The organism is Arthrospira sp. PCC 9901 (assembly GCF_059013425.1).
Genome location: NZ_CP102296.1, coordinates 1,895,701 through 1,914,280 on the forward strand (window position 1 = coordinate 1,895,701; position 18,580 = coordinate 1,914,280).

15 protein-coding genes, 1 tRNA gene and 3 pseudogenes are annotated in these 18,580 nt (G+C 44.2%); 12 read left to right on the forward strand and 7 right to left on the reverse strand.

Features of this window, described 5'->3' with window-relative positions:
- Positions 1-109: 109 nt before the first annotated feature.
- A complete protein-coding gene (locus NLZ44_RS08355) occupies positions 110-2,023 on the reverse strand; it encodes a thiamine pyrophosphate-binding protein (protein WP_493752468.1) in 1,914 nt (637 codons plus the stop codon).
- An 18-nt stretch (positions 2,024-2,041) separates the two neighbouring features.
- Between NLZ44_RS08355 and NLZ44_RS08360 the strand changes: the two genes are divergently transcribed.
- Positions 2,042-2,209 (forward strand): hypothetical protein, encoded by a 168-nt coding sequence (locus NLZ44_RS08360; RefSeq protein ID WP_006621079.1) that lies wholly within the window; start codon positions 2,042-2,044, stop codon positions 2,207-2,209.
- Between the two features lie 96 nt (positions 2,210-2,305).
- Positions 2,306-3,495: pseudogene (locus NLZ44_RS08365) on the forward strand (RNA-guided endonuclease InsQ/TnpB family protein).
- A 117-nt stretch (positions 3,496-3,612) separates the two neighbouring features.
- Here NLZ44_RS08365 and NLZ44_RS08370 read toward each other — a convergent pair.
- From NLZ44_RS08370 to NLZ44_RS08380, 3 genes are all read right to left on the reverse strand, one after another.
- Positions 3,613-5,004 (reverse strand): SGNH/GDSL hydrolase family protein, encoded by a 1,392-nt coding sequence (locus NLZ44_RS08370; protein ID WP_493752469.1) that lies wholly within the window; start codon positions 5,002-5,004, stop codon positions 3,613-3,615.
- Between the two features lie 93 nt (positions 5,005-5,097).
- Positions 5,098-5,724 (reverse strand): MAE_28990/MAE_18760 family HEPN-like nuclease, encoded by a 627-nt coding sequence (locus tag NLZ44_RS08375; protein ID WP_493752470.1) that lies wholly within the window; start codon positions 5,722-5,724, stop codon positions 5,098-5,100.
- Positions 5,725-5,820: 96 nt separating this feature from the next.
- The gene (locus tag NLZ44_RS08380) at positions 5,821-6,921 is read right to left on the reverse strand and encodes a DUF262 domain-containing protein (protein ID WP_493752471.1); all 1,101 of its coding nucleotides are present in this window, start codon (positions 6,919-6,921) and stop codon (positions 5,821-5,823) included.
- A 302-nt stretch (positions 6,922-7,223) separates the two neighbouring features.
- Between NLZ44_RS08380 and NLZ44_RS08385 the strand changes: the two genes are divergently transcribed.
- The 4 genes and pseudogenes from NLZ44_RS08385 to coaBC all read left to right on the forward strand — a co-directional run bounded on the left by NLZ44_RS08385 (position 7,224) and on the right by coaBC (position 10,053).
- The gene (locus NLZ44_RS08385; RefSeq protein ID WP_493752472.1) at positions 7,224-7,847 is read left to right on the forward strand and encodes an alpha/beta hydrolase; all 624 of its coding nucleotides are present in this window, start codon (positions 7,224-7,226) and stop codon (positions 7,845-7,847) included.
- Between the two features lie 186 nt (positions 7,848-8,033).
- Positions 8,034-8,429: pseudogene (locus tag NLZ44_RS08390) on the forward strand (zinc ribbon domain-containing protein); the annotation flags it as partial.
- Between the two features lie 19 nt (positions 8,430-8,448).
- Entirely contained in the window at positions 8,449-8,661 is a 213-nt protein-coding gene (gene isiD, locus NLZ44_RS08395) for a protein IsiD (protein WP_006617626.1), read from the forward strand.
- A gap of 135 nt (positions 8,662-8,796) precedes the next feature.
- On the forward strand, positions 8,797-10,053 hold the full coding sequence (coaBC, locus tag NLZ44_RS08400) for a bifunctional phosphopantothenoylcysteine decarboxylase/phosphopantothenate--cysteine ligase CoaBC (protein WP_048894952.1): 1,257 nt from the start codon (positions 8,797-8,799) through the stop codon (positions 10,051-10,053).
- Positions 10,054-10,196: 143 nt separating this feature from the next.
- Here coaBC and chlP read toward each other — a convergent pair whose 3' ends face one another.
- Positions 10,197-11,417 carry a geranylgeranyl reductase gene (chlP, locus tag NLZ44_RS08405; RefSeq protein WP_006616671.1) on the reverse strand — a complete coding sequence of 407 codons (1,221 nt, stop codon included), beginning with the start codon at positions 11,415-11,417 and terminating at the stop codon, positions 10,197-10,199.
- Between the two features lie 316 nt (positions 11,418-11,733).
- On the opposite strand from chlP, the gene NLZ44_RS08410 reads away from it, so the two are divergent.
- From NLZ44_RS08410 to NLZ44_RS08425, 4 genes and pseudogenes are all read left to right on the forward strand, one after another.
- On the forward strand, positions 11,734-11,940 hold the full coding sequence (locus NLZ44_RS08410) for a hypothetical protein (protein ID WP_493752473.1): 207 nt from the start codon (positions 11,734-11,736) through the stop codon (positions 11,938-11,940).
- A 14-nt stretch (positions 11,941-11,954) separates the two neighbouring features.
- Positions 11,955-12,590 (forward strand): hypothetical protein, encoded by a 636-nt coding sequence (locus NLZ44_RS08415; RefSeq protein WP_493752474.1) that lies wholly within the window; start codon positions 11,955-11,957, stop codon positions 12,588-12,590.
- 82 nt (positions 12,591-12,672) lie between these two features.
- Positions 12,673-13,269 (forward strand): annotated as a pseudogene (locus NLZ44_RS08420) (IS607 family transposase).
- On the forward strand, positions 13,202-14,353 hold the full coding sequence (locus NLZ44_RS08425; protein WP_493752475.1) for an RNA-guided endonuclease InsQ/TnpB family protein: 1,152 nt from the start codon (positions 13,202-13,204) through the stop codon (positions 14,351-14,353). Before NLZ44_RS08420 ends, NLZ44_RS08425 begins: the two are co-directional and overlap by 68 nt.
- Before the next feature lie 52 nt (positions 14,354-14,405).
- On the opposite strand, the gene NLZ44_RS08430 is transcribed toward NLZ44_RS08425, so the two are convergent.
- Positions 14,406-14,495, reverse strand: a tRNA-Ser gene (locus NLZ44_RS08430).
- An 84-nt stretch (positions 14,496-14,579) separates the two neighbouring features.
- Complete coding sequence (locus NLZ44_RS08435) at positions 14,580-15,206, reverse strand: TetR/AcrR family transcriptional regulator (RefSeq protein WP_006669869.1); 627 nt, start codon at positions 15,204-15,206, stop codon at positions 14,580-14,582.
- Between the two features lie 187 nt (positions 15,207-15,393).
- Between NLZ44_RS08435 and NLZ44_RS08440 the strand changes: the two genes are divergently transcribed.
- On the forward strand, positions 15,394-16,977 hold the full coding sequence (locus NLZ44_RS08440) for a M16 family metallopeptidase (RefSeq protein WP_493752476.1): 1,584 nt from the start codon (positions 15,394-15,396) through the stop codon (positions 16,975-16,977).
- A gap of 19 nt (positions 16,978-16,996) precedes the next feature.
- Positions 16,997-18,481: a M16 family metallopeptidase gene (locus NLZ44_RS08445; RefSeq protein ID WP_493752477.1), complete on the forward strand. Its 1,485-nt coding sequence runs from the start codon at positions 16,997-16,999 to the stop codon at positions 18,479-18,481.
- Positions 18,482-18,580 lie beyond the last annotated feature (99 nt).

The window sequence follows — 18,580 nt, forward strand, 5'->3', positions numbered from 1 at the left end:
TAACGGTTAGGTTCAGATTCTCTACTGCATAGACTCTACAGGAAGGCGGGTTGATCAACTTGATCAACCCGCCCTATATTTTTTAACCAGAAAAAAGGTTGTTTGGTGACTAACGGACTAATTCCTTAACCTTGGTCATAATACCGTTGGGGTCAATACCCTGATGAGGGAACTGTTCCCAGAGACCGCCACAACCTTCCTTGTGAGTAGCAAGATAGGCGTATTTAGGAGTATAGCCACCTTCTAGCAACCAGGAACCAAAACGGCTACCGAGTCCAGTGCGACGGTTAAAGGCTTCGACGACCATGACAAAGGGAGCCTTTCCGATTTTGGCTAACATATCTTCATCAACGACATTGAGGGTAGATTTATTAATTAACCCGACATCAATACCTTCTTGTTTGAGGCGCTCGACAGCATCTAAGGAACGGTACAAACTATCGCCAAAGCTGACAATATAACCAGCAGTACCCTCGCGAATGACCTCATCTTTACCAGGGATGAACTTGTAGCCGTGGCCAAAGAAATGATTTCCGTCACTGTTGAGAATATAGGGAACTTTGGAACGGGTAGAGAAGATAAAGCGGAGTCCGGGGTCAAAAAATACGGCTTCGACACAGGCTTTCATCTGGTTAGCGTCGGCGGGGAAATACAAACGAGTTTCGTAACCGTCATCTAAGCCATTGTCGGCGAACATATTATTAATTCCGAAATGGCAGGTATTATCAGCCATGTCGTCAATGCCGCTATGGGAGAAGTGACAGAGGACGTTGGAGTAATTCAGGCGCGCCATAGTGATTTCGGAAATGCACATTTCTAAGAAGGCGCTAAAGGTGCCGAAAATCCCCTGTTTGCCTTTTTCCATACCAAACCCGGCGGCGGCGGAGAAGTTACCGCGCTCCATAATACCGCCTTTGATAAAGATTTCTGGGTAGGCGGTGCGGATTTTTTGTAGACCACAGGAGCCTTCTAAATCGCTATCGACACAAAGGACTTTTTCTTGACGATCGCTATCTGTCATGGTAGCGAGAACGGAAACGACGGCATCCCCAAAGACGTTACGGTTGGAACCGAGATCCTCACTAGAACCGATGAAGGTGTAGTTTTGTTTAGGTGCTTGGATACCTTGGAGATATTTAACCGCTTCGGTGCGACCTTTGGCTTCCAAATAAGCGATCGCCCCCTTGACTGAAATGACATCATGACCGTGGGGGGAACCTTCGAGACCTTCAATTCCGACACACATTTTCCGACGGTTAATCACGGCGACCGGACCATCTGTATTAATAGCTTGGCAGATCAGACCATAGAGGCTATCAATATCTTCTCCATCTCCCTCTAGGACTTTCAGACCGTGACCGATAAGGGTTTGGGCGACTGTGTAGCCAGGAATATAATCAGAAGGGTGTCCGGCGATGGTGACATCGTTATCATCAATAATCAGTTTAACGTTAAGCTGTTGGGAGACAGCCAGACGAGCGGCTTCAGCATCATTTCCTTCCTGTTGAGAACCATCGGAACCCAGACAGAAAAGGGTTTTATTGGGGTTAGCCATGGCTACGCCGTTGACGTAAGGCCACATATGACCGAGACGACCGGAGCTAAATTTTACGCCGGGGGTGAGTCCTAATTCGGGGTGTCCGGGTAGTTTGGAATGTGCGGCGCGATAGCTCAGGAGCTGTTCGGCGGGCATAGAGCCTTCGAGTACGGACATTAAATATTGGGTAGCCACCCGGTGTCCGGCTTCGTCAAAGAAGATAGGGACGAATTTATCGGGGGAACCGCGAAATAAGGCATCAAGGATCATTACTTCTGGGGCGGTGTCGTAGGGTCCCCCTGTGTGTCCGCCAACTCCGCGCGCTGCGCCAGTGGCGGTGAAGAAAACGATCGCATCTCTGACCAGTTCAATATTAGCTTTCAGGGCCTTTCGTTGTTCGTCGGTTAGGGTGCTATTGGCTGGGTCAAGTTTCAGGTATTGGTAGGCTCCCAAGTCAATGGGGAAGACGGCTTGAGCAACAGTCATGAGTATTCCAGTTTAGATATGTCAACTTCATGGGCGATCGTGGTTGCTAAGGACTGCGATCGCCTTGATTTGATTGTTTCACATTTCGGCCCCACTTCAGCACTTACTCTCCACATTTCCCAAAAAAGTCCCAAATTATCCCGCCTATGTTTGACGGGGTGTCTGTTATCAAGAAACTGGGTCTAAAACCCCGTCCTTCTAGGACGGCTTTAATTGTAAATTTGTGTGGCAATATCGAATATTTTGTGCTGATGGCGTTAGTATAAGATAGGAAGTAAACCCATGCTAGTTTTTGAGTTCAAAACCTACGGAAAACCAAGTCAGTTCATTGCAGTAGCTGAGGCAATTCGTACAGCACAGTTGGTCCGCAATAGCTGTTGGCGCTATTGGATGGATAATCCTCAAAAGAATAAGTACGATTTGAACAAATACTGTGCGGTGCTGGCAGCGACTTTTCCATTTACCGACGAACTCAATTCTCAAGCGAGACAAGCCAGCGCTGAAAGAGCTTGGTCAGCTATCTCTCGATTTTATGAAAACTGCAAGAAGAAGATTCCAGGTAAAAAGGAGTATCCGAAGTTTCAGAAAGATTGTCGCTCAGTTGAATATAAATCAACCGGGTGGAAACTTGCAGACGACAGAAAATCAATAACTTTCACAGATAAAAAAGGAATTGGTAAACTCAAAATCAAGGGTACACGCGATTTACACTTTTACCAAGTCAGCCAGCTCAAACGGGTAAGACTGGTGAAACGTGCTGATGGTGTGTACGTTCAATTCTGTATTAACGTTGACAGGAAAGAAAACACAGCGCCGACAGGCAATACCATTGGCTTAGACGTTGGACTGAAAGAGTATTACACCGATTCAAACGGAGTCACCGTTGAAAATCCTAAATTCCTGAAAAAATGCGAACGTACCTTAAAACGTAGTCACCGTCGCGTATCGAAGAAGGTTAAAGGTTCAAAAAACAGAGGCAAAGCTAGACAGATTCTAGGTAAACACTATCTCCAAATAAGTAGGCAACGTAAAGACCATGCTGTGAAGTTGGCAAGGTGCGTAGTTCAGTCAAACGACTTGATAGCCTACGAAGATTTGAGAATTAAAAATATGGTGCAGAATCATTGTTTAGCTAAGTCTATCAACGACGCTTCTTGGTATCAGTTCCGTGTCGGGCTTGAATACTTTGCTAAAGCGTTTGAAAGACGTAACGGTTGCGGTAAATCCGCAATACACTAGCCAAGAATGCTCTAACTGCGGTGCAATTGTGAAGAAAACACTATCCACAATCCGCGCACGTTTGTAAGTGTGGTTGCTCAATGGATAGAGATGAAAACGCAGCTAGAAATATTCGGAGTCGAGGATTGAGTACGGTAGGGCATACCGGAACTTTCGGTGTGCCGAGCAACGCTTTGGGAGACAAGTCCTCTACTGTTGTTGGAGAAATCCTGCATCAGCAAGTCGTGTCGTAGAACAAAGAATCCCCGTGCGTTCACGCCGGGGAGTGTCAAGCAATTGAACAAGATATAGGGGGTAGGGATACTGGCGCTAAATCACCAAGAGGTTAGGGTGAGGCGGAAATCGGAAAGTTACTGATAATCTATCAGCAGTTGCTCATAGACATCACTGGCGATAATTTGATGAGTGGTGGTGGTGGGGTGTAGGATATCCCAGAATAAATACTGCTCTGGATTATCAGCAATGGTTCCTAATATAAATGATATACTACTGTCGGTGACGTTGGTTAATCCAAATTGTTCAGGATTGGCGATCGCATCCTCAAATAAACCACCCACATCAAATAAACTCACATTAGCACCAGGTAGGTTTTGATTTAATTGGTCTACAGCTTCCCGTAAACCTTGATTATGTTCTGCACTGAGGCGGTTCAGTTCCTCCGCATCAAAAGAATTAACTGGATCGACGGGATCTAGGGGGTTAAATCTCGCTACTGGTAATTCTCCTAATGGTGGTAAGTTTAACATCAGGAAATCCCGCGCCCCAAACTGATAGAGAGAAGTTACAGCTTCAGTTAAATTATTAACCGGAATAGTCCCATCAGTCTGTCGTCCCGCTAAGTAATCATTAGCGCCAACCCAGAGGGTATATAAGGCATTAGGATTAGCTGTTTGACCCGATGCTAACAAAGGAGCAATAAAAGCCTGTAATTGATTTTCCAAACCCGGGAATAATCCCGGTTCTGTGGTATTTAAACCGCTAGTATTAGCCCCAAAAAAGGCAAAATTAATCCCCTCATTTGAGGGAGATTGTTCGCTAAAATTGACGGGATTTAAACTCAGTTTATCCCCCAAATAATCTACCCATAATAACCCATTAGAGGCGCGACCTTGAAAGTAGGGTAATCCTGCTAAAACTTGTCCTTCCGAGGCGATAAAAGCGTTTCCGGTATCGGATAAACTATCACCAAATATATAGATTTCCTCGAAGTGCATAGCCTCGATAAAGTCATCAATGGTTAAAGAATTAGCCGAGACATTATTGAGGGTGACTAAGGTTTCACCATTGAACTCAATTACAGTGGATGAATCCGATTGTTGAATGTCTAAATCTGAAAAGGTGGCTCCCCTAAACAAGCGCAATTTATCAATACCTGGTTTAAAGTCGGTAATTAGATCCTGATCCGCACTTGACTGGGATAGTATAAATTCATTAATTCCATCTCCACCAGTGAGGGTGTCTAAACCGCGATCGCCTGATAAAATGTTATTCCCAGAACCACCAATAATCAAATCATTACCCTGACCGCCATAGATGGTATCATTACCCGAATGACCGATGAGAGTATCATTACCCTGGTTTCCTAACAAAATGCGCCCTTCTGGGTCATCATTGATGATATAATCATCACCCTCCAAAAGAGCGATCGCCTCCGTCAGGGGAGAAGCGCTAAAACCAGTAAGCTGTAATGGTGGTAGTTCCCAGATAATGGTCACATCTTTACCAAAAGTCCCCAGACCCATATTTAAGCGATTTTAGGTAATAATATCAGAAAGCATATTCCCTTCCTCTGATGTCAAATCTTACACAGTATAGCAGGATATTTTACCCTGGGCTTAATTTACGGGGTTTTTTAAATACTCTTGATTTTCTACATAATTTTCGATATTGATGATAATTTGTCGTAGATAAATTATCACTCTATTCTTAATGATAAAAAGTTCTTTAGCCGTGGTATCTCTGCCTATATCATTAAAGGATTTTAAACCATGTGCTAAATTATTTCTATGATTCTTTATAGACAATAAATCCTCACCATTTTGGGTTCTTCGAGGGGATACTTTACTAGAAAAACCATAAGTTTGGGCTACATCTTTTATTTTTTTAGCGTCTATATTTCCCGAAAAAACATCATCATTATTCCAAGTTTCAATGATAATATCCAGAGAGATTTTATCAATTTTATCTATAATTTTTGCAGGCGATCGCTTTTGGATATTCTTTAATATCACTATCTTCATCTCTCGTCTCAAAACATCAAAATTCACTTGATGAGTATCGAGGTAATCAAATATATATTCAATGGCTCTCCTCATAGTTCCCTCCACCAAATTATATAGCAATAAAAAACCATTGGCTTTGAGAGTTTTTTCGATATCAGTATTAAAATAAATTTGTTCATATTTATGAATCATTATGCTGGCATTGATATCACCAAGATAAAGTTTATAATTGTCTATCATCGTGGTTTTTTGCTACATTCGTTTAAGAAACATAAAGTATTGACTAACTTCTACAGACTATTTATTAAAATATGCCCATAATGTACTATCCATAGATTAACCCAAAACCTGGTCACGAACATACTCAATTCGACGGCTAACTTTATTACCAGAACTACTAGCATCACTTTTAGTATACTCATTAAAATCTTGTGATTTCAAGAAGTCTGTAGACTTGGGAACTAAATCTTTTTGTTCACGCAAAGCCAAAGCCAAACCTACACATAGAGACTCAAACTTGATGCGAGTTATAGGTCTAATTTTATGTTTACCTGTTCGCAAACTCTCAGGAAAGTATGTTTCTATTACCGATAGCATTGACATAAATTCATAGCGCATACGCTCTAATTCTGCTGTGGGATTTTGAGATTGCTTTAATTGTTCATTTTTCTCCTTTAAGTAGTCGTCTAAAAAATCATGAATCTTTCCCGAAAAATCTTCATATTTTTCTAAAAAAGCAAAGAATCTCAAAACATACTCTTGAGGATCACGTTTCTTGATAGATGCTTCCGAAAAAGCACATAAGCTGATAAATTTTGGCTCCTTTGATAACTCTTCTATCAAGTTTAAAAATAATCCTGGCTGGCTCCCTCTTCGTTTTTCCATTTGGTTAAGTTCAATGCTTCCTGAGTTAATCCGTTCAAACAAATCTCGGCGGACTTCTTCATCAGCATCTTCAGTTAATTTAATTAATCGAATAGTATTTCTAAGAAATCGTCGCTGACGAGATGGAGACAAATATCGAAAATGAAACCCGTTTAATGCGGTTAACTTTTGGAGTTCACAAAGTTTAAGTTGATTATGGATAAATCTAGCTAAGGTTCGTATTCTCTGGGTTCCATCTATAATTTCTAACCGTGAGTAATCTTGATCATCTTCTTCTTTGGAAACATCAGCGACGAAAATATAGGGAATTGGAGGACCCAGAAAAATCGATTCAATAAATTTGGACTGATGCTGCTCATCCCAAGCCATTTCTCTTTGGTAGTCAGGTATAAATATTTCGTTGGTGTCCTCATCAATTCCAGTTAAATATTTATCCACTAATACCTCAATGGGATATTCAAGGGTATTGTAGTCAATCCGCTTTTGGTTTTCCCTAATCTGATTTTCGGCTGACTCGACTTTGGCGGTAGTAATAACTTCTGTATTCGACATATTGACAATTAAAATAGGTGTATCATCATGGTAGAGATAATCAATGATTAGCAACCAATGCCAGATTTTGGCACTTCGGGGTTAAACTGCCACTATCTTTATCAGTAATTTAGGACTGCCTGGAAATTTACCACATACTTTTTAAATTGTCAATGGATGTAGACTATATAGCTCGCCCGGCTATGCCTGGAAATATCTGGCTATATCAGATATTATTTAAGTGATAAATATCCCCATGGCTTGAGTGTTTTTTATAAGTCATGTAGGATAGCGATAAGTAAACCAACAGGTCAGAATTAAATATGTCGTTACACTCATATACAGTCAAACCAGAAAACCCGGAAAATCCCGAAGGTTTAATCATATTCCTGCATGGTTGGGGTGCGAATTGTGAGGATCTGACCTTTTTGGCTCCCATGTTGAGATTACCGAATTATTGGTTTGAGTTCCCAGAAGCTCCCTTTCCTCACCCACAAGTTCCGGGGGGTCGCGCTTGGTACGCCTTAGAAACTCAGGAATATGAGGGAATTGAGGAAAGCCGGGAAAAACTAATTGATTGGTTAAACGCGATCGCCCAAACTACTGGAATACCACCACAGCGCACGATTTTAGGCGGTTTTTCCCAGGGGGGAGCCATGACTTTTGATGTCGGACGGACAATGGGTTTCGCTGGTCTGATTGTACTCAGTGGCTACTTACACTTTAAACCAGAACCCCAACAGACCCCCCTACCGCCGATTTTAATGGCTCACGGTAAACAAGATATGGTCGTCCCCCTCGGAGCGGCTCACCAGGCGCGGGACAGTTTCCTGAAATTAGGGGCAACGGTGGAATATCATGAGTACAACATGGGTCACGAGATTTGTCCCGATATTTTGGGGTTAATACAAAGTTTTGTGATCAAAACCCTGCCTAACAACCATTAACCCTTTAATATAAAAGAGAGCATGATTTAATCTCAAATTAGGTTAACATTTTACGGCAATACGGTATAATACCAAGTATGGTGCGAGACCTTCGGGTATGAAATAGAGCTGAAATGGGCGAAATAACTACCCGGTGAGGACTTCAACCCCTTGGTTGATTGGATCGCATCCCTGGCCATCCCATAACACAGCCGGATTTTTTGGCCCACCTTCGAGACTTCCAATATGGTTGCCAAGGTGAAGCGTCTAATCAGGTCTAAGACTGCCCGCGCCATGCTGACATGGGCGCATTATCAATTCAAACTAACCCTGAGACATCAAGCGGAAATAACTGGAACCACAGTTGTAGATGTGACCGAAGAATACACCAGCAAAACCTGTACTCACTGTGGTCATGTCCATTCCCAGCTAGATGGCTCAAAAGTGTTCCGATGTCCTGAGTGCGGGTTCACTCTACCACGGGACTGAAACGGTGCTTTTGGAATCTTTCTAAAAGCTTTGCGGGATACCGCCTCTGTTATCTTAACGGGTAATAGTGCTATCGTCGCATTGTCCGGGAACAACCGGAAAAATGTCGCGTAAATGTATCAGGTATTGCGAGATGGAAATGTTGACTCAATCTTCGCCCAAGATTTCCGCATTGACAGCAGATGATGTGGCTCAGTTAGCTTCCCGCTTGGAAGTGGATAATTACAGCAACGCATTTGAGGGATTGCAGGATTGGCATTTACTCAGAGCGATCGCTTTCCAGCGTCCAGAATTGGTTGAACCTTATATTCACTTATTGGATTTAGAAGCCTATGACGAAGCCTAAAGAATTCTAGGATACGCCAAAACCACAATTTCCCCAGGGTGGGAGTATATAGAAACCGGGTTTCTAGGAAAATTCGTTAGTGAGAAACCCGGTTTCTGCGCCTACCAAATATCACTAATACAGCTATTAGCTTTTATGTCCGACCGGCGACGTATTTTAATTGGGGTAACTGGTGGAATAGCCGCCTACAAAATTTGTGAGGTGGTTTCCACTTTGGCAAAAACGGGGGCGGAAGTTCGTACCATCGTCACCGACTCGGCTCAACAATTTATTACCCCCCTAACTTTAGCTACTTTATCGCGCGATCGCAGTTATAGCGATCGCGACTTTTGGCAGCCTACCCACGGTCGCCCCCTTCATATTCAGTTGGCACAATGGGCTGATATTTTCGTCATTGCACCCCTAACCGCCAATACCCTCAGTAAACTAGCCACGGGAATGGCGGATAACTTGCTCACTAATACGGTTTTGGCTTCCACCTGTCCGATTTTATTGGTTCCAGCTATGAACCGGGAAATGTGGAAACAGCCAGCGGTGGCGCGAAATTGGCAACTACTTTTAACAGATAGTCGCTTTCACAGCATTACTCCCATTCCTGGTATTCTCGCCTGCGATACCCCTAATAATACCGACAGCCAATCAGTTGAGGTGTCAGCAGCCGGACGTATGGCAGAACCTCAACAAATATTAGCCCATATTTATTCCCTACTCCATACCCAAGGAAATCGAGATCTCGCTAATAAACAAGTCCTGATTTCCGCCGGGGGAACTCGCGAACATTTAGACCCCGTGCGGTTTATTGGTAATCCCGCTACTGGTAAAATGGGAATAGCGATCGCTCAAGCGGCAGTCCACCGAGGCGCACGGGTGACAATGGTACATGGTCCCATGAATAATCTGGAGATGGTGGAGACTCTATCAGAGGTTACCTTAGTTAGTGTGACTACCGCCCAGCAAATGTCCGAGGCAATGTTATCATTATTTCCCGCAGCCAACCTGACTATTATGGCGGCGGCGGTCGCTGATGTCCGACCTACGGCTTATCACCCGGAAAAGTTACCTAAGCGATCGCTTCCTCAACAACTAGACTTGGAAACAGTACCCGATATTGTCGCTCAATTGGCACAAAAAAAACGCCCCGACCAGCAGTTAGTTGGCTTTGCGGCGCAAACTGGAGATATTTTAGCCCCCGCTTGGGAAAAATTGCAGCGCAAAAACTTAGATGCGATCGTTGCTAACCCCATTGACCAACCTGGGGCGGGTTTTGGTAGCGACACCAACCAAGCTATCTTACTCGCGCGCCATGGCAGAAAACAGAACATCAGCGGATGCACTAAGTTACAATTAGCTCATCACCTGTTAGATTTCATTGATTTTTCACCAATAACCTAATAGCCGCGGGTTCTGCGATCGCCTTTATATTACAGATTCTTTATAACCCCCCCTTACCCGCCCATAGCTGGTCAGATATTTAACTAAAAGATAGCCCCGTCTCTTGAGATGAGAGCGGGGCGGTAACTTTCGGTTAAACTAGGTTAGGGCGCTAGGGCGTGACCGCGTAGCAGACTACCCAGAGTTTTGGCTGTGATCTTCATTTGTACTAACGGGTTAGCCGGAACAACTGTCTTATACAGATAGCTGTCAAACGTCATCCGTTGTACATCGAGATCAGAACACATTTCTACAAATGCTTCCCGACTTGCATCAGAACGGTAGAATACCCGTTGCAGGACATCCAACACTAGGTAGGTCATGCCATACTGTTTATCCCAGCGTTTCAGATACAGTTTCAAATCATCTTCAGTGGGGATACGCTGACCGGCGTTGGAAGTTTCCACAATGGTTTCAGCACACATACGACCAGACTTAGCCGCAAAATAGATACCTTCACCAGAAGACTTAGTTACGGTTCCGGCTGCATCTCCCACCAGGGCTACCCTTCCCACAACCCGACGAGGACGGGGATGTTCTGGAATTGGGTGAGCTTCCACTTTAATGATTTTACCACCTTCAATCCGATGGGCTGCGCGGGCACGGATTCCAGCTTGCAGCTTTTTGATCATGGCTTGGTTAACCTTCATGGTTCCGGTTCCTACCGCCACGTGATCATATTTCGGGAACACCCAAGCGTAAAAGTCCGGGGAAACATCATTCCCTACATACATTTCCGCCCGATCTTCGTAATAAGCCATTTTATCAGCCGGGATGCGAATCCGCTCTTGGAAGGCGATCGCATAATTATAATCCCCAGCGTCAATAGCCTTGGCTACACGGGAGTTAGCTCCATCAGCACCAATGACGAGATCTACTTTCAGGGTTTTGGCAGTTCCTACCGCATCACCACTAGAATGATCATTGTAGTGGATCGTGTAAGGTTCGCCACTGCTGGCGGGGATTTCTAATTTGTGAACAGTACCGTTGATTAGGTTAGCACCCAACGAAGCAGCACGGTCACGCATGAAACCGTCGAGGACCTCCCGACGACACATTCCGATATATTCGTTTTCATTTTCTAAATTGATATCCACCTCACGGTTAGAGGGGGAAATCATTTTCATTTTTCTGACCCGCCGATCAATGATTTCGGGTGGCAGGTCGAATTCACTTACCATACACAGAGGAATAGCACCACCACAGGGTTTGGCGTTATCCAGTTTGCGCTCGAATAAATAGGTTTCAATTCCAGCTTTTACTAGCGTTTCGGCTGCGGATGAACCCGCAGGACCAGATCCGACAACAGCAACCCGTAGAGTCAAAGGTCTTCTCCCAAAAATTTATCTCGTCAGTTACTAAGCCAAAATCCTAACACGAACTTGCAGCCTAGGGGGAGGTTTCTGTTCAGACTTGTGACGTATTGCAACACACCTTAACATAACTTTACAAAACTCCAACTTCATTCTCACTTGCCGCTTTCATAGCCATGAGCAATAGTTAATTATACTTATTGGCTCTCCCCAACCTTACCCACAAGCATCGTGGGAATTGATGATTGACAGGAAAATCCGGTAGTATTGATAATGGCAGACTAAATTAATTATCCATCCCTAACTCAACCGTAAATAAGCCCAAACTATGCCTTGGAATAATAAGCAAAACTCAACCACAACGCCTACTCAACTAATTAATCAAATCTTAACTTCCGGGAAACTGACCTATCTCCAATATCTGGGATTAATCTCAATTATCTTGTCAGACACTCAGATTAATGATTTAGAACGCCATCAAATTAATCGCATTTTTGATTATGTGCAAAATGGTCGCCTGACTCTGATTCCCTAAAATTAATTTTGGTTATGAATACCCCCAGTCACGCAATTATTAATCTGGCTTTATTGGCAAATCCCAGCCAACCCGATGCTAATTTATTCATTGTTTTAGGAGGTATTTTACCAGATATTCCCATCTTTGTATTCTACGGTTGGGCAAAATTTATCGCCAAAATGCCAGAATCTCAAATCTGGTCAGAGGCTTATAACTCCCAGCATATACAAAGGATTGTGGCTATTTTTCATTCTATCCCCTTGGCGATTTTAGCCTGGGCGATCGCCTTTAAGTTTGGATGGTTGATAGCTCAAGTTTTGTGCCTAAGTATAATTTGGCATAACTTATTAGATTTGCCTGTTCATAACGATGATGCCCATCGCCATTTTTTCCCGCTCAGTAACTACCGTTTTATCAGCCCAATTTCCTACTGGGACCCCCGACATTATGGCTCCCTAGTGTCCCTAATGGAATTGCTGTTAGTATTATGGGCAAGCTATACAGTATTTTTCCAAGTGCGATCGCCCCTAGGTCAAACCCTAATCCTATTGGTTAACCTGCTCTATACAGGTGGCTACAGCTACCATATCCTTAAACGTACCAGAAAGCAGACTCACCACCCCATAAACCGAATCAAAACAGCTATACTAAAGAAGATAGCCCCATAATGAGAGCATGATTTAATCTCAAATTCGGTTAATATTTTAGGGCAATAGGGTATAATAAGCGAGAAGGGTTGAGGATAAACCTATTGCCAGATATGTCAAACCCAAGGAAGCCGCCCAAATCCTTGGAGTCCATGAAAGAACACTCCGCAGATGGGACGACAATGGCTCAATCGAGACCATCAGAACCCCCGCTGGGCAACGACGATACAACGTTGAGTGATATACTGCTGCCAAATCAGGCAGTGACAAACGCAAAGTCGTTATCTATGCCAGAGTTAGTAGCCACGCCCAGCAGTCCGACCTCAACCGACAGGTGGCCGCACTGTCCAACCTCTACCCCGAAGCAGAAGTCGTCTCAGAAATCCGAGGCGGGCTCAACTTCAAGGGAAAGAAAATGCTGGCCTTACTGGGACAAGTCTTGTCAGGAGATGTCCGCATGGTTGTCGTTGCCCACCCAGACCGATTGGCAATATGGGGATTTGACTTGTTTCGATGGCTCTGTGAGCAAAACAGGTGCTCACTCATGGTTCTCAACCAGACAAGTCTCAGTCCAGAACCAGAAATGGTTGAGGACATCCTCGCCATCCTCCACTGCTTCAGTTCCCGACTCTATGGGTTGCGAAAATACCAAACTCAGGTCAAAGAAGATCCGGATTTACCCCAGCCCCGAGCTAAATAAAGTCTGGCGCAAATGGTTGGCCGCTTGTCGGTATTGCTACAACCAAGCAATTGCATTATCCCGGAGTGGTAAACGACTAAGCAAGTTAAAGTTACGCAATAAAGTGATGCAGAGTGACTTACCCGAATGGGTCAAAGAAACACCCTGCCATATTCGGCAGAATGCTATCTTTGATGCCTATCTCGCCTTTTCAGCCAGTCCTGGCGCCAGGTTTAGGAGCTGTCGGGATAGTTCTCAAGCCATCAAGTTTAACAATGCTAATTTCTCTTCAGGGAGTTGGTATCCAAGACTCACGAAAGGATTAACTTTCATGGTTTCCGAACCCATCCCTAAAACTTGCGGGCAAGGGACTCAGTTGGTGTTTACCAAAGGTCGATGGTTGGCGATTTTCCCTGAACCAGTTGCCGTTACCCCAACTGACGCTACTGGCGTGATTGCATTAGACCCGGGTGTGCGAACTTTCATAACTGGGTTTGATGGTTCACGATTTCTGGAATTGGGCTCCGGGGATATAGGACGCATTACTCGGTTATGTCAACATTTGGATGATTTGATGAGCCGAATCGCCAAGGAACCCTGTCGTTCAAGGAGGCGACGGATGAGGCAAGCGGCTCAACGAATGAGAACTAAAATCCGGAATTTAGTGGATGAGGCCCACAAGCAAATTGCTCATTACTTGACTAATGACTACAGCATAATTTTTCTGCCCACCTTCGAGGCTTCCGATATGGTTGCCAAGGTGAAGCGTCTAATCAGGTCTAAGACTGCCCGCGCCATGCTGACATGGGCGCATTATCGATTCAAACTAACCCTGAGACATCAAGGGGAAATAACTGGAACCACAGTTGTAGATGTGACGGAAGAATACACCAGCAAAACCTGTACTCACTGTGGTCACATGCATTCCCAGCTAGGTGGCTCAAAAGTGTTCCGATGTCCGGAGTGTGGGTTCACTCTACCCAGGGACTGGAACGGTGCTTTGGGAATCTTTCTAAAAGCTTTGCGGGATACCGCCTCTGTTACCTTAACGGGTAATAGTGCTATCGTCGCATTGTCAGGCAATAGCCGGATAAATGTCGCGTAAATGTATCAGACTCATCGCCTTGTTGGTTTTTCCCCACAAGGTTAATTGTGAACGGAGAGGGAGGGATTCGAACCCTCGGAGAGGATGAACACCCCTCAACAGATTAGCAATCTGCCGCTTTCGACCACTCAGCCACCTCTCCCAGTGACATCATTCTACTATAACTGATTCTCAAAAATAAGTCTAGTCTTGTCGCCAAAAAATTTGCTCGACCTTCCCAGAGATTTTAATGGCCCGTTGATTCTCGGTTAATAATCCCATTGAGAAAAATATCAGTGAGTCCTTCGGCCATTTCCTGCATATCGTTGGGGGAGGCGGCTGGGTCAATAATAGTGCGATAACTGAAGCCAGCTACAGCAAACATCCCCAAAAATACCTGGGCGACGATACGGGGATTCATGGGACGATAAACCCCCTTCTCGATAGCGGTTTGAAAGAAAGCCTCAGCCACGTCTGTCATTTTAGCAATAATTTCTGACTGAATGCGATCGCTCAATTCCGGGTGAAACTGCGCTTCTAGGAAACAAACCCGCAGTAAATCGGCGTTACTATGCAGACCCATCATCCGATGTCGCATAATTTGTGAAATCCCTTGATAATTAGCGACTTCACTCAATTCTGTGAGTAAATCCGTCAAAATCTCCACCCATCCCTGAGTCACGACCTCGACCAAAATCGCCTTTTTATTAGGAAAGTAGCGAAATATAGTCCCCTCCGCCACTCCCACCTTAGCAGCCAAGTCCTTGATAGTAGTTGCTTCATAGCCACGTCGCGCAAAAAGTTTAGTCGCCGCTTTCAGGATACGAGTAGGTATGTCAACTTCTCGGGGTGGAGATTGATTAAAGATGTTCATAAATAAATTGAAGCTGTGGGGGAGATAATTATCAAAACCCTGAGTTGATGGTATGATAGGCAATTCGCCAGAGTCAAGAGTGGATGAGACATTGTAGTTCACGAATAGTATTTTTCATGGATAGCAGTTGACGGGGGAGTATGTCAATATAGAAACTATGATCTAAACCAGAAACTCAAAAATCTTTATGAATCTAAGTTGGTTCGTGACTTCACATAACCACCATCAAAAACGATTACCCCCTTGGCTAAAACAATTTCTGCTGTTGCTGTTAGCAATTGTCCTGGGGGTGACTACTTTTGGACAGCCAACCCAAGCTGATGAACTTCCCAGCAATTCGCCATCTATCCAACCTTACTTAGATCGAGTTATCGATAAAGTGAGTGAATTTCGCCTGGATAATGGAATGAAATTTATAGTCTTACAAAGAAATCAAGCGCCAGTGGTTTCTTTTTTAATTCATGCAGATGTTGGGGGTGTTGATGAACCGGAAGGACAAACGGGGGTAGCCCATTATTTAGAACATCTGGCTTTTAAGGGAACTAAACGGATTGGGACGAGTAATTATGGGGCGGAAAAACCGCTTTTAGATAAACTAGATCAACTATTTGACCGTATCCTGGTCGCCCAAAATCAGGGTAATACAGAGGAATTAGCTAAACTGACGGCGGAATTTGTGAAGGTGGAAAAACAAGCGTCTGAGTATGTTAACCAAAATGAATTTGGGCGGATTGTTGAACAGTCGGGGGGAGTGGGAATGAATGCTACTACTTCTGCTGATGAAACGAGATATTTCTACAGTCTACCATCGAATAAGTTAGAATTGTGGATGTCTCTGGAATCGGAGAGATTTTTAGAACCTGTATTCCGAGAATTCTTTAAGGAAAAAGAGGTGATTCTTGAAGAAAGAAGACTGCGGACTGATAATTCTCCGGTGGGTCAAATGGTGGAGGCTTTCGCTGAAACGGCGTTTCAAGTACACCCCTATCGTCGTCCGGTGATTGGTTATTTAGAGGATTTGCAAAGGATGACCCGCCCAAATGTTCAGGATTTCTTTGATACCTATTATGTACCGAGTAATTTGACTGTAGCGGTGGTGGGAGATGTAGAGCCATTACAGGTTAAAAAACTGGCGGAAATCTACTTTGGTCGCTATCCATCTCGACCTCATCCCCCACAACTTGATGTGAAGGAACCGCCACAACTTGAAACTCGCGAAATCACTAAATATCTACGTTCTCAACCTTGGTATTTAGAAGGGTATCATCGCCCGGCTATCAGTGACCAAGACCATGTGGTTATAGATGCGATCGCCAGTATTCTTAGCAGTGGTCGCACTTCCCGGTTATATCAATCTTTGGTAGAACAAAAACAGGTAGCCCTCGCCGCCCAAGGAATTAGCAGTTATCCGGGAAATAAACATGAGAATTTGATGTTGTTTTATGCGTTAACTTCCCCTAATCATACGGTGGATGATGTGGCGGCTGCTTTACAAGTGGAAATAGACCGCCTCAAAAATGAACTGGTTTCTCCCCGGGAATTAGAAAGGGTAAAAACTCAGGCGCGGGCGAGTTTATTGCGATCGCTTGATTCTAATATGGGGATGGCTTTTGCTTTAGTTAACTATGAGGTGAAAACGGGATCTTGGCGGCATTTATTTGAAACTTTGGATGCCATTTCTGCTATCACTCCCCAAGATATTCAAAGGGTCGCCCAGGCTACTTTCCGCCCGGAAAATCGCACGGTGGGTCGTCTTTTATCGCAAAATTAATGTACCACTTCCTAATAATATGCAATTGACAACCTCTATGAAATTGAAAAAATCCAGGTTATTACTAATGGCGATCGCCTGTCTAACCCTGGTCATGACAGTGGTTTGGCATTCCCCCGCCGTCGCCGGAGTTCCCAAACATTATCGGGAACTAGAATTCCCTCCCCTCCGCACTTTGGAACTTCCCGAATACAGTCGCTATGAACTAGAAAATGGCATGGTTATTTACTTAATGGAAGACCGGGAACTTCCTTTGGTGAGGGGAAGTGCTATCTTTAAAACTGGCAGCCGTTTTGAACCCAATAATCAGGTAGGATTAGCTAGTTTAACGGGGAGTTTAATGCGTGCTGGGGGAACCCAAAAACATCCCCCCCAAGTGTTAAATGAAATCCTGGAACACAAAGCCGCATCGGTAGAAACTGGAATTAGTGACACTATGGGAAATGCGGGTTTTAGTACCCTAAGTGAGGACTTGGATGCGGTATTTAGTTTATTTGCAGAAGTGATTAGAGAACCAGCTTTTGACCCTCAACAATTAGAGTTGGCTAAAAATCAAATGCGAGGGGCGATCGCTCGTCGAAATGATGACCCTCAACGCATAGCTAGTCGGGAATTTCAAAAGCTAATTTATGGGGAGACAAGTCCCTACGCTCGCAGTGTGGAATATGAACATTTAGCACAGATTTCTAGGTCAGATTTAGTCAAGTTTCATCAACAGTATTTTCACCCCCAAAATATGATATTGGGGATTGTGGGAGATTTTGATTCAGCGGAAATGCGATCGCTAATTGCTGAAAAGTTCGGAGATTGGAAATCTGGCGGTCAGGCTATCAATCCTCCCCTTCCTGATGTGAATCAGGTTAATCTCGGTGGGGTATTTATGATTGACCAACCCCAACTCACTCAAAGTTATGTGCAGATGGGACATTTAGGCGGTAAGGCTAATAATCCTGATTACCCGGCGCTAATGGTTCTTAATGGTGTGATGAATGGCTTTGGTGGTAGGCTATTTAATGAAGTGCGATCGCGTCAAGGTTTAGCCTATTCTGTGTATGGGGTATGGAGTCCTAATTTTGATTATCCCGGCTTATTTATTTCTGGGGGTCAAACTCGTTCAGATACGACTGTTCCATTAATTCAGGCTATGAAATCGGAAATTAAGCGCATACGCACCCAACCCATTACCACGGAGGAATTGAACTACGCCAAGGAATCAACCCTTAATTCTTTTGTGTTTAATTTCGCTTCCGGCGACCAAACCCTTTCTCGTTTGATGCGTTATGAATACTTCGGTTATCCCGCCGATTTTATCTTCAACTACCGTCGTCAAGTTGAGGAAACCACCATTGAGGATGTTCAGAGGGTGGCGGCTGAGTATCTCCAACCGGAAAAGCTGGTGATTTTAGTGGTGGGTAATCAAAATAGTATTGACCCCCCCCTTAATAGCTTGAATGATGATGTCAAAGTTACCTCGATTGATATTACTATCCCCAATCAAAGCTAGGTATTTTCAGGGAATGATAATTCCTCTTTGACAAAAATCTCCCTCTCTCTGTAGGAGAGGGTCATCACCAGCGCCTACCAGATGCTTAACCAGGGATGG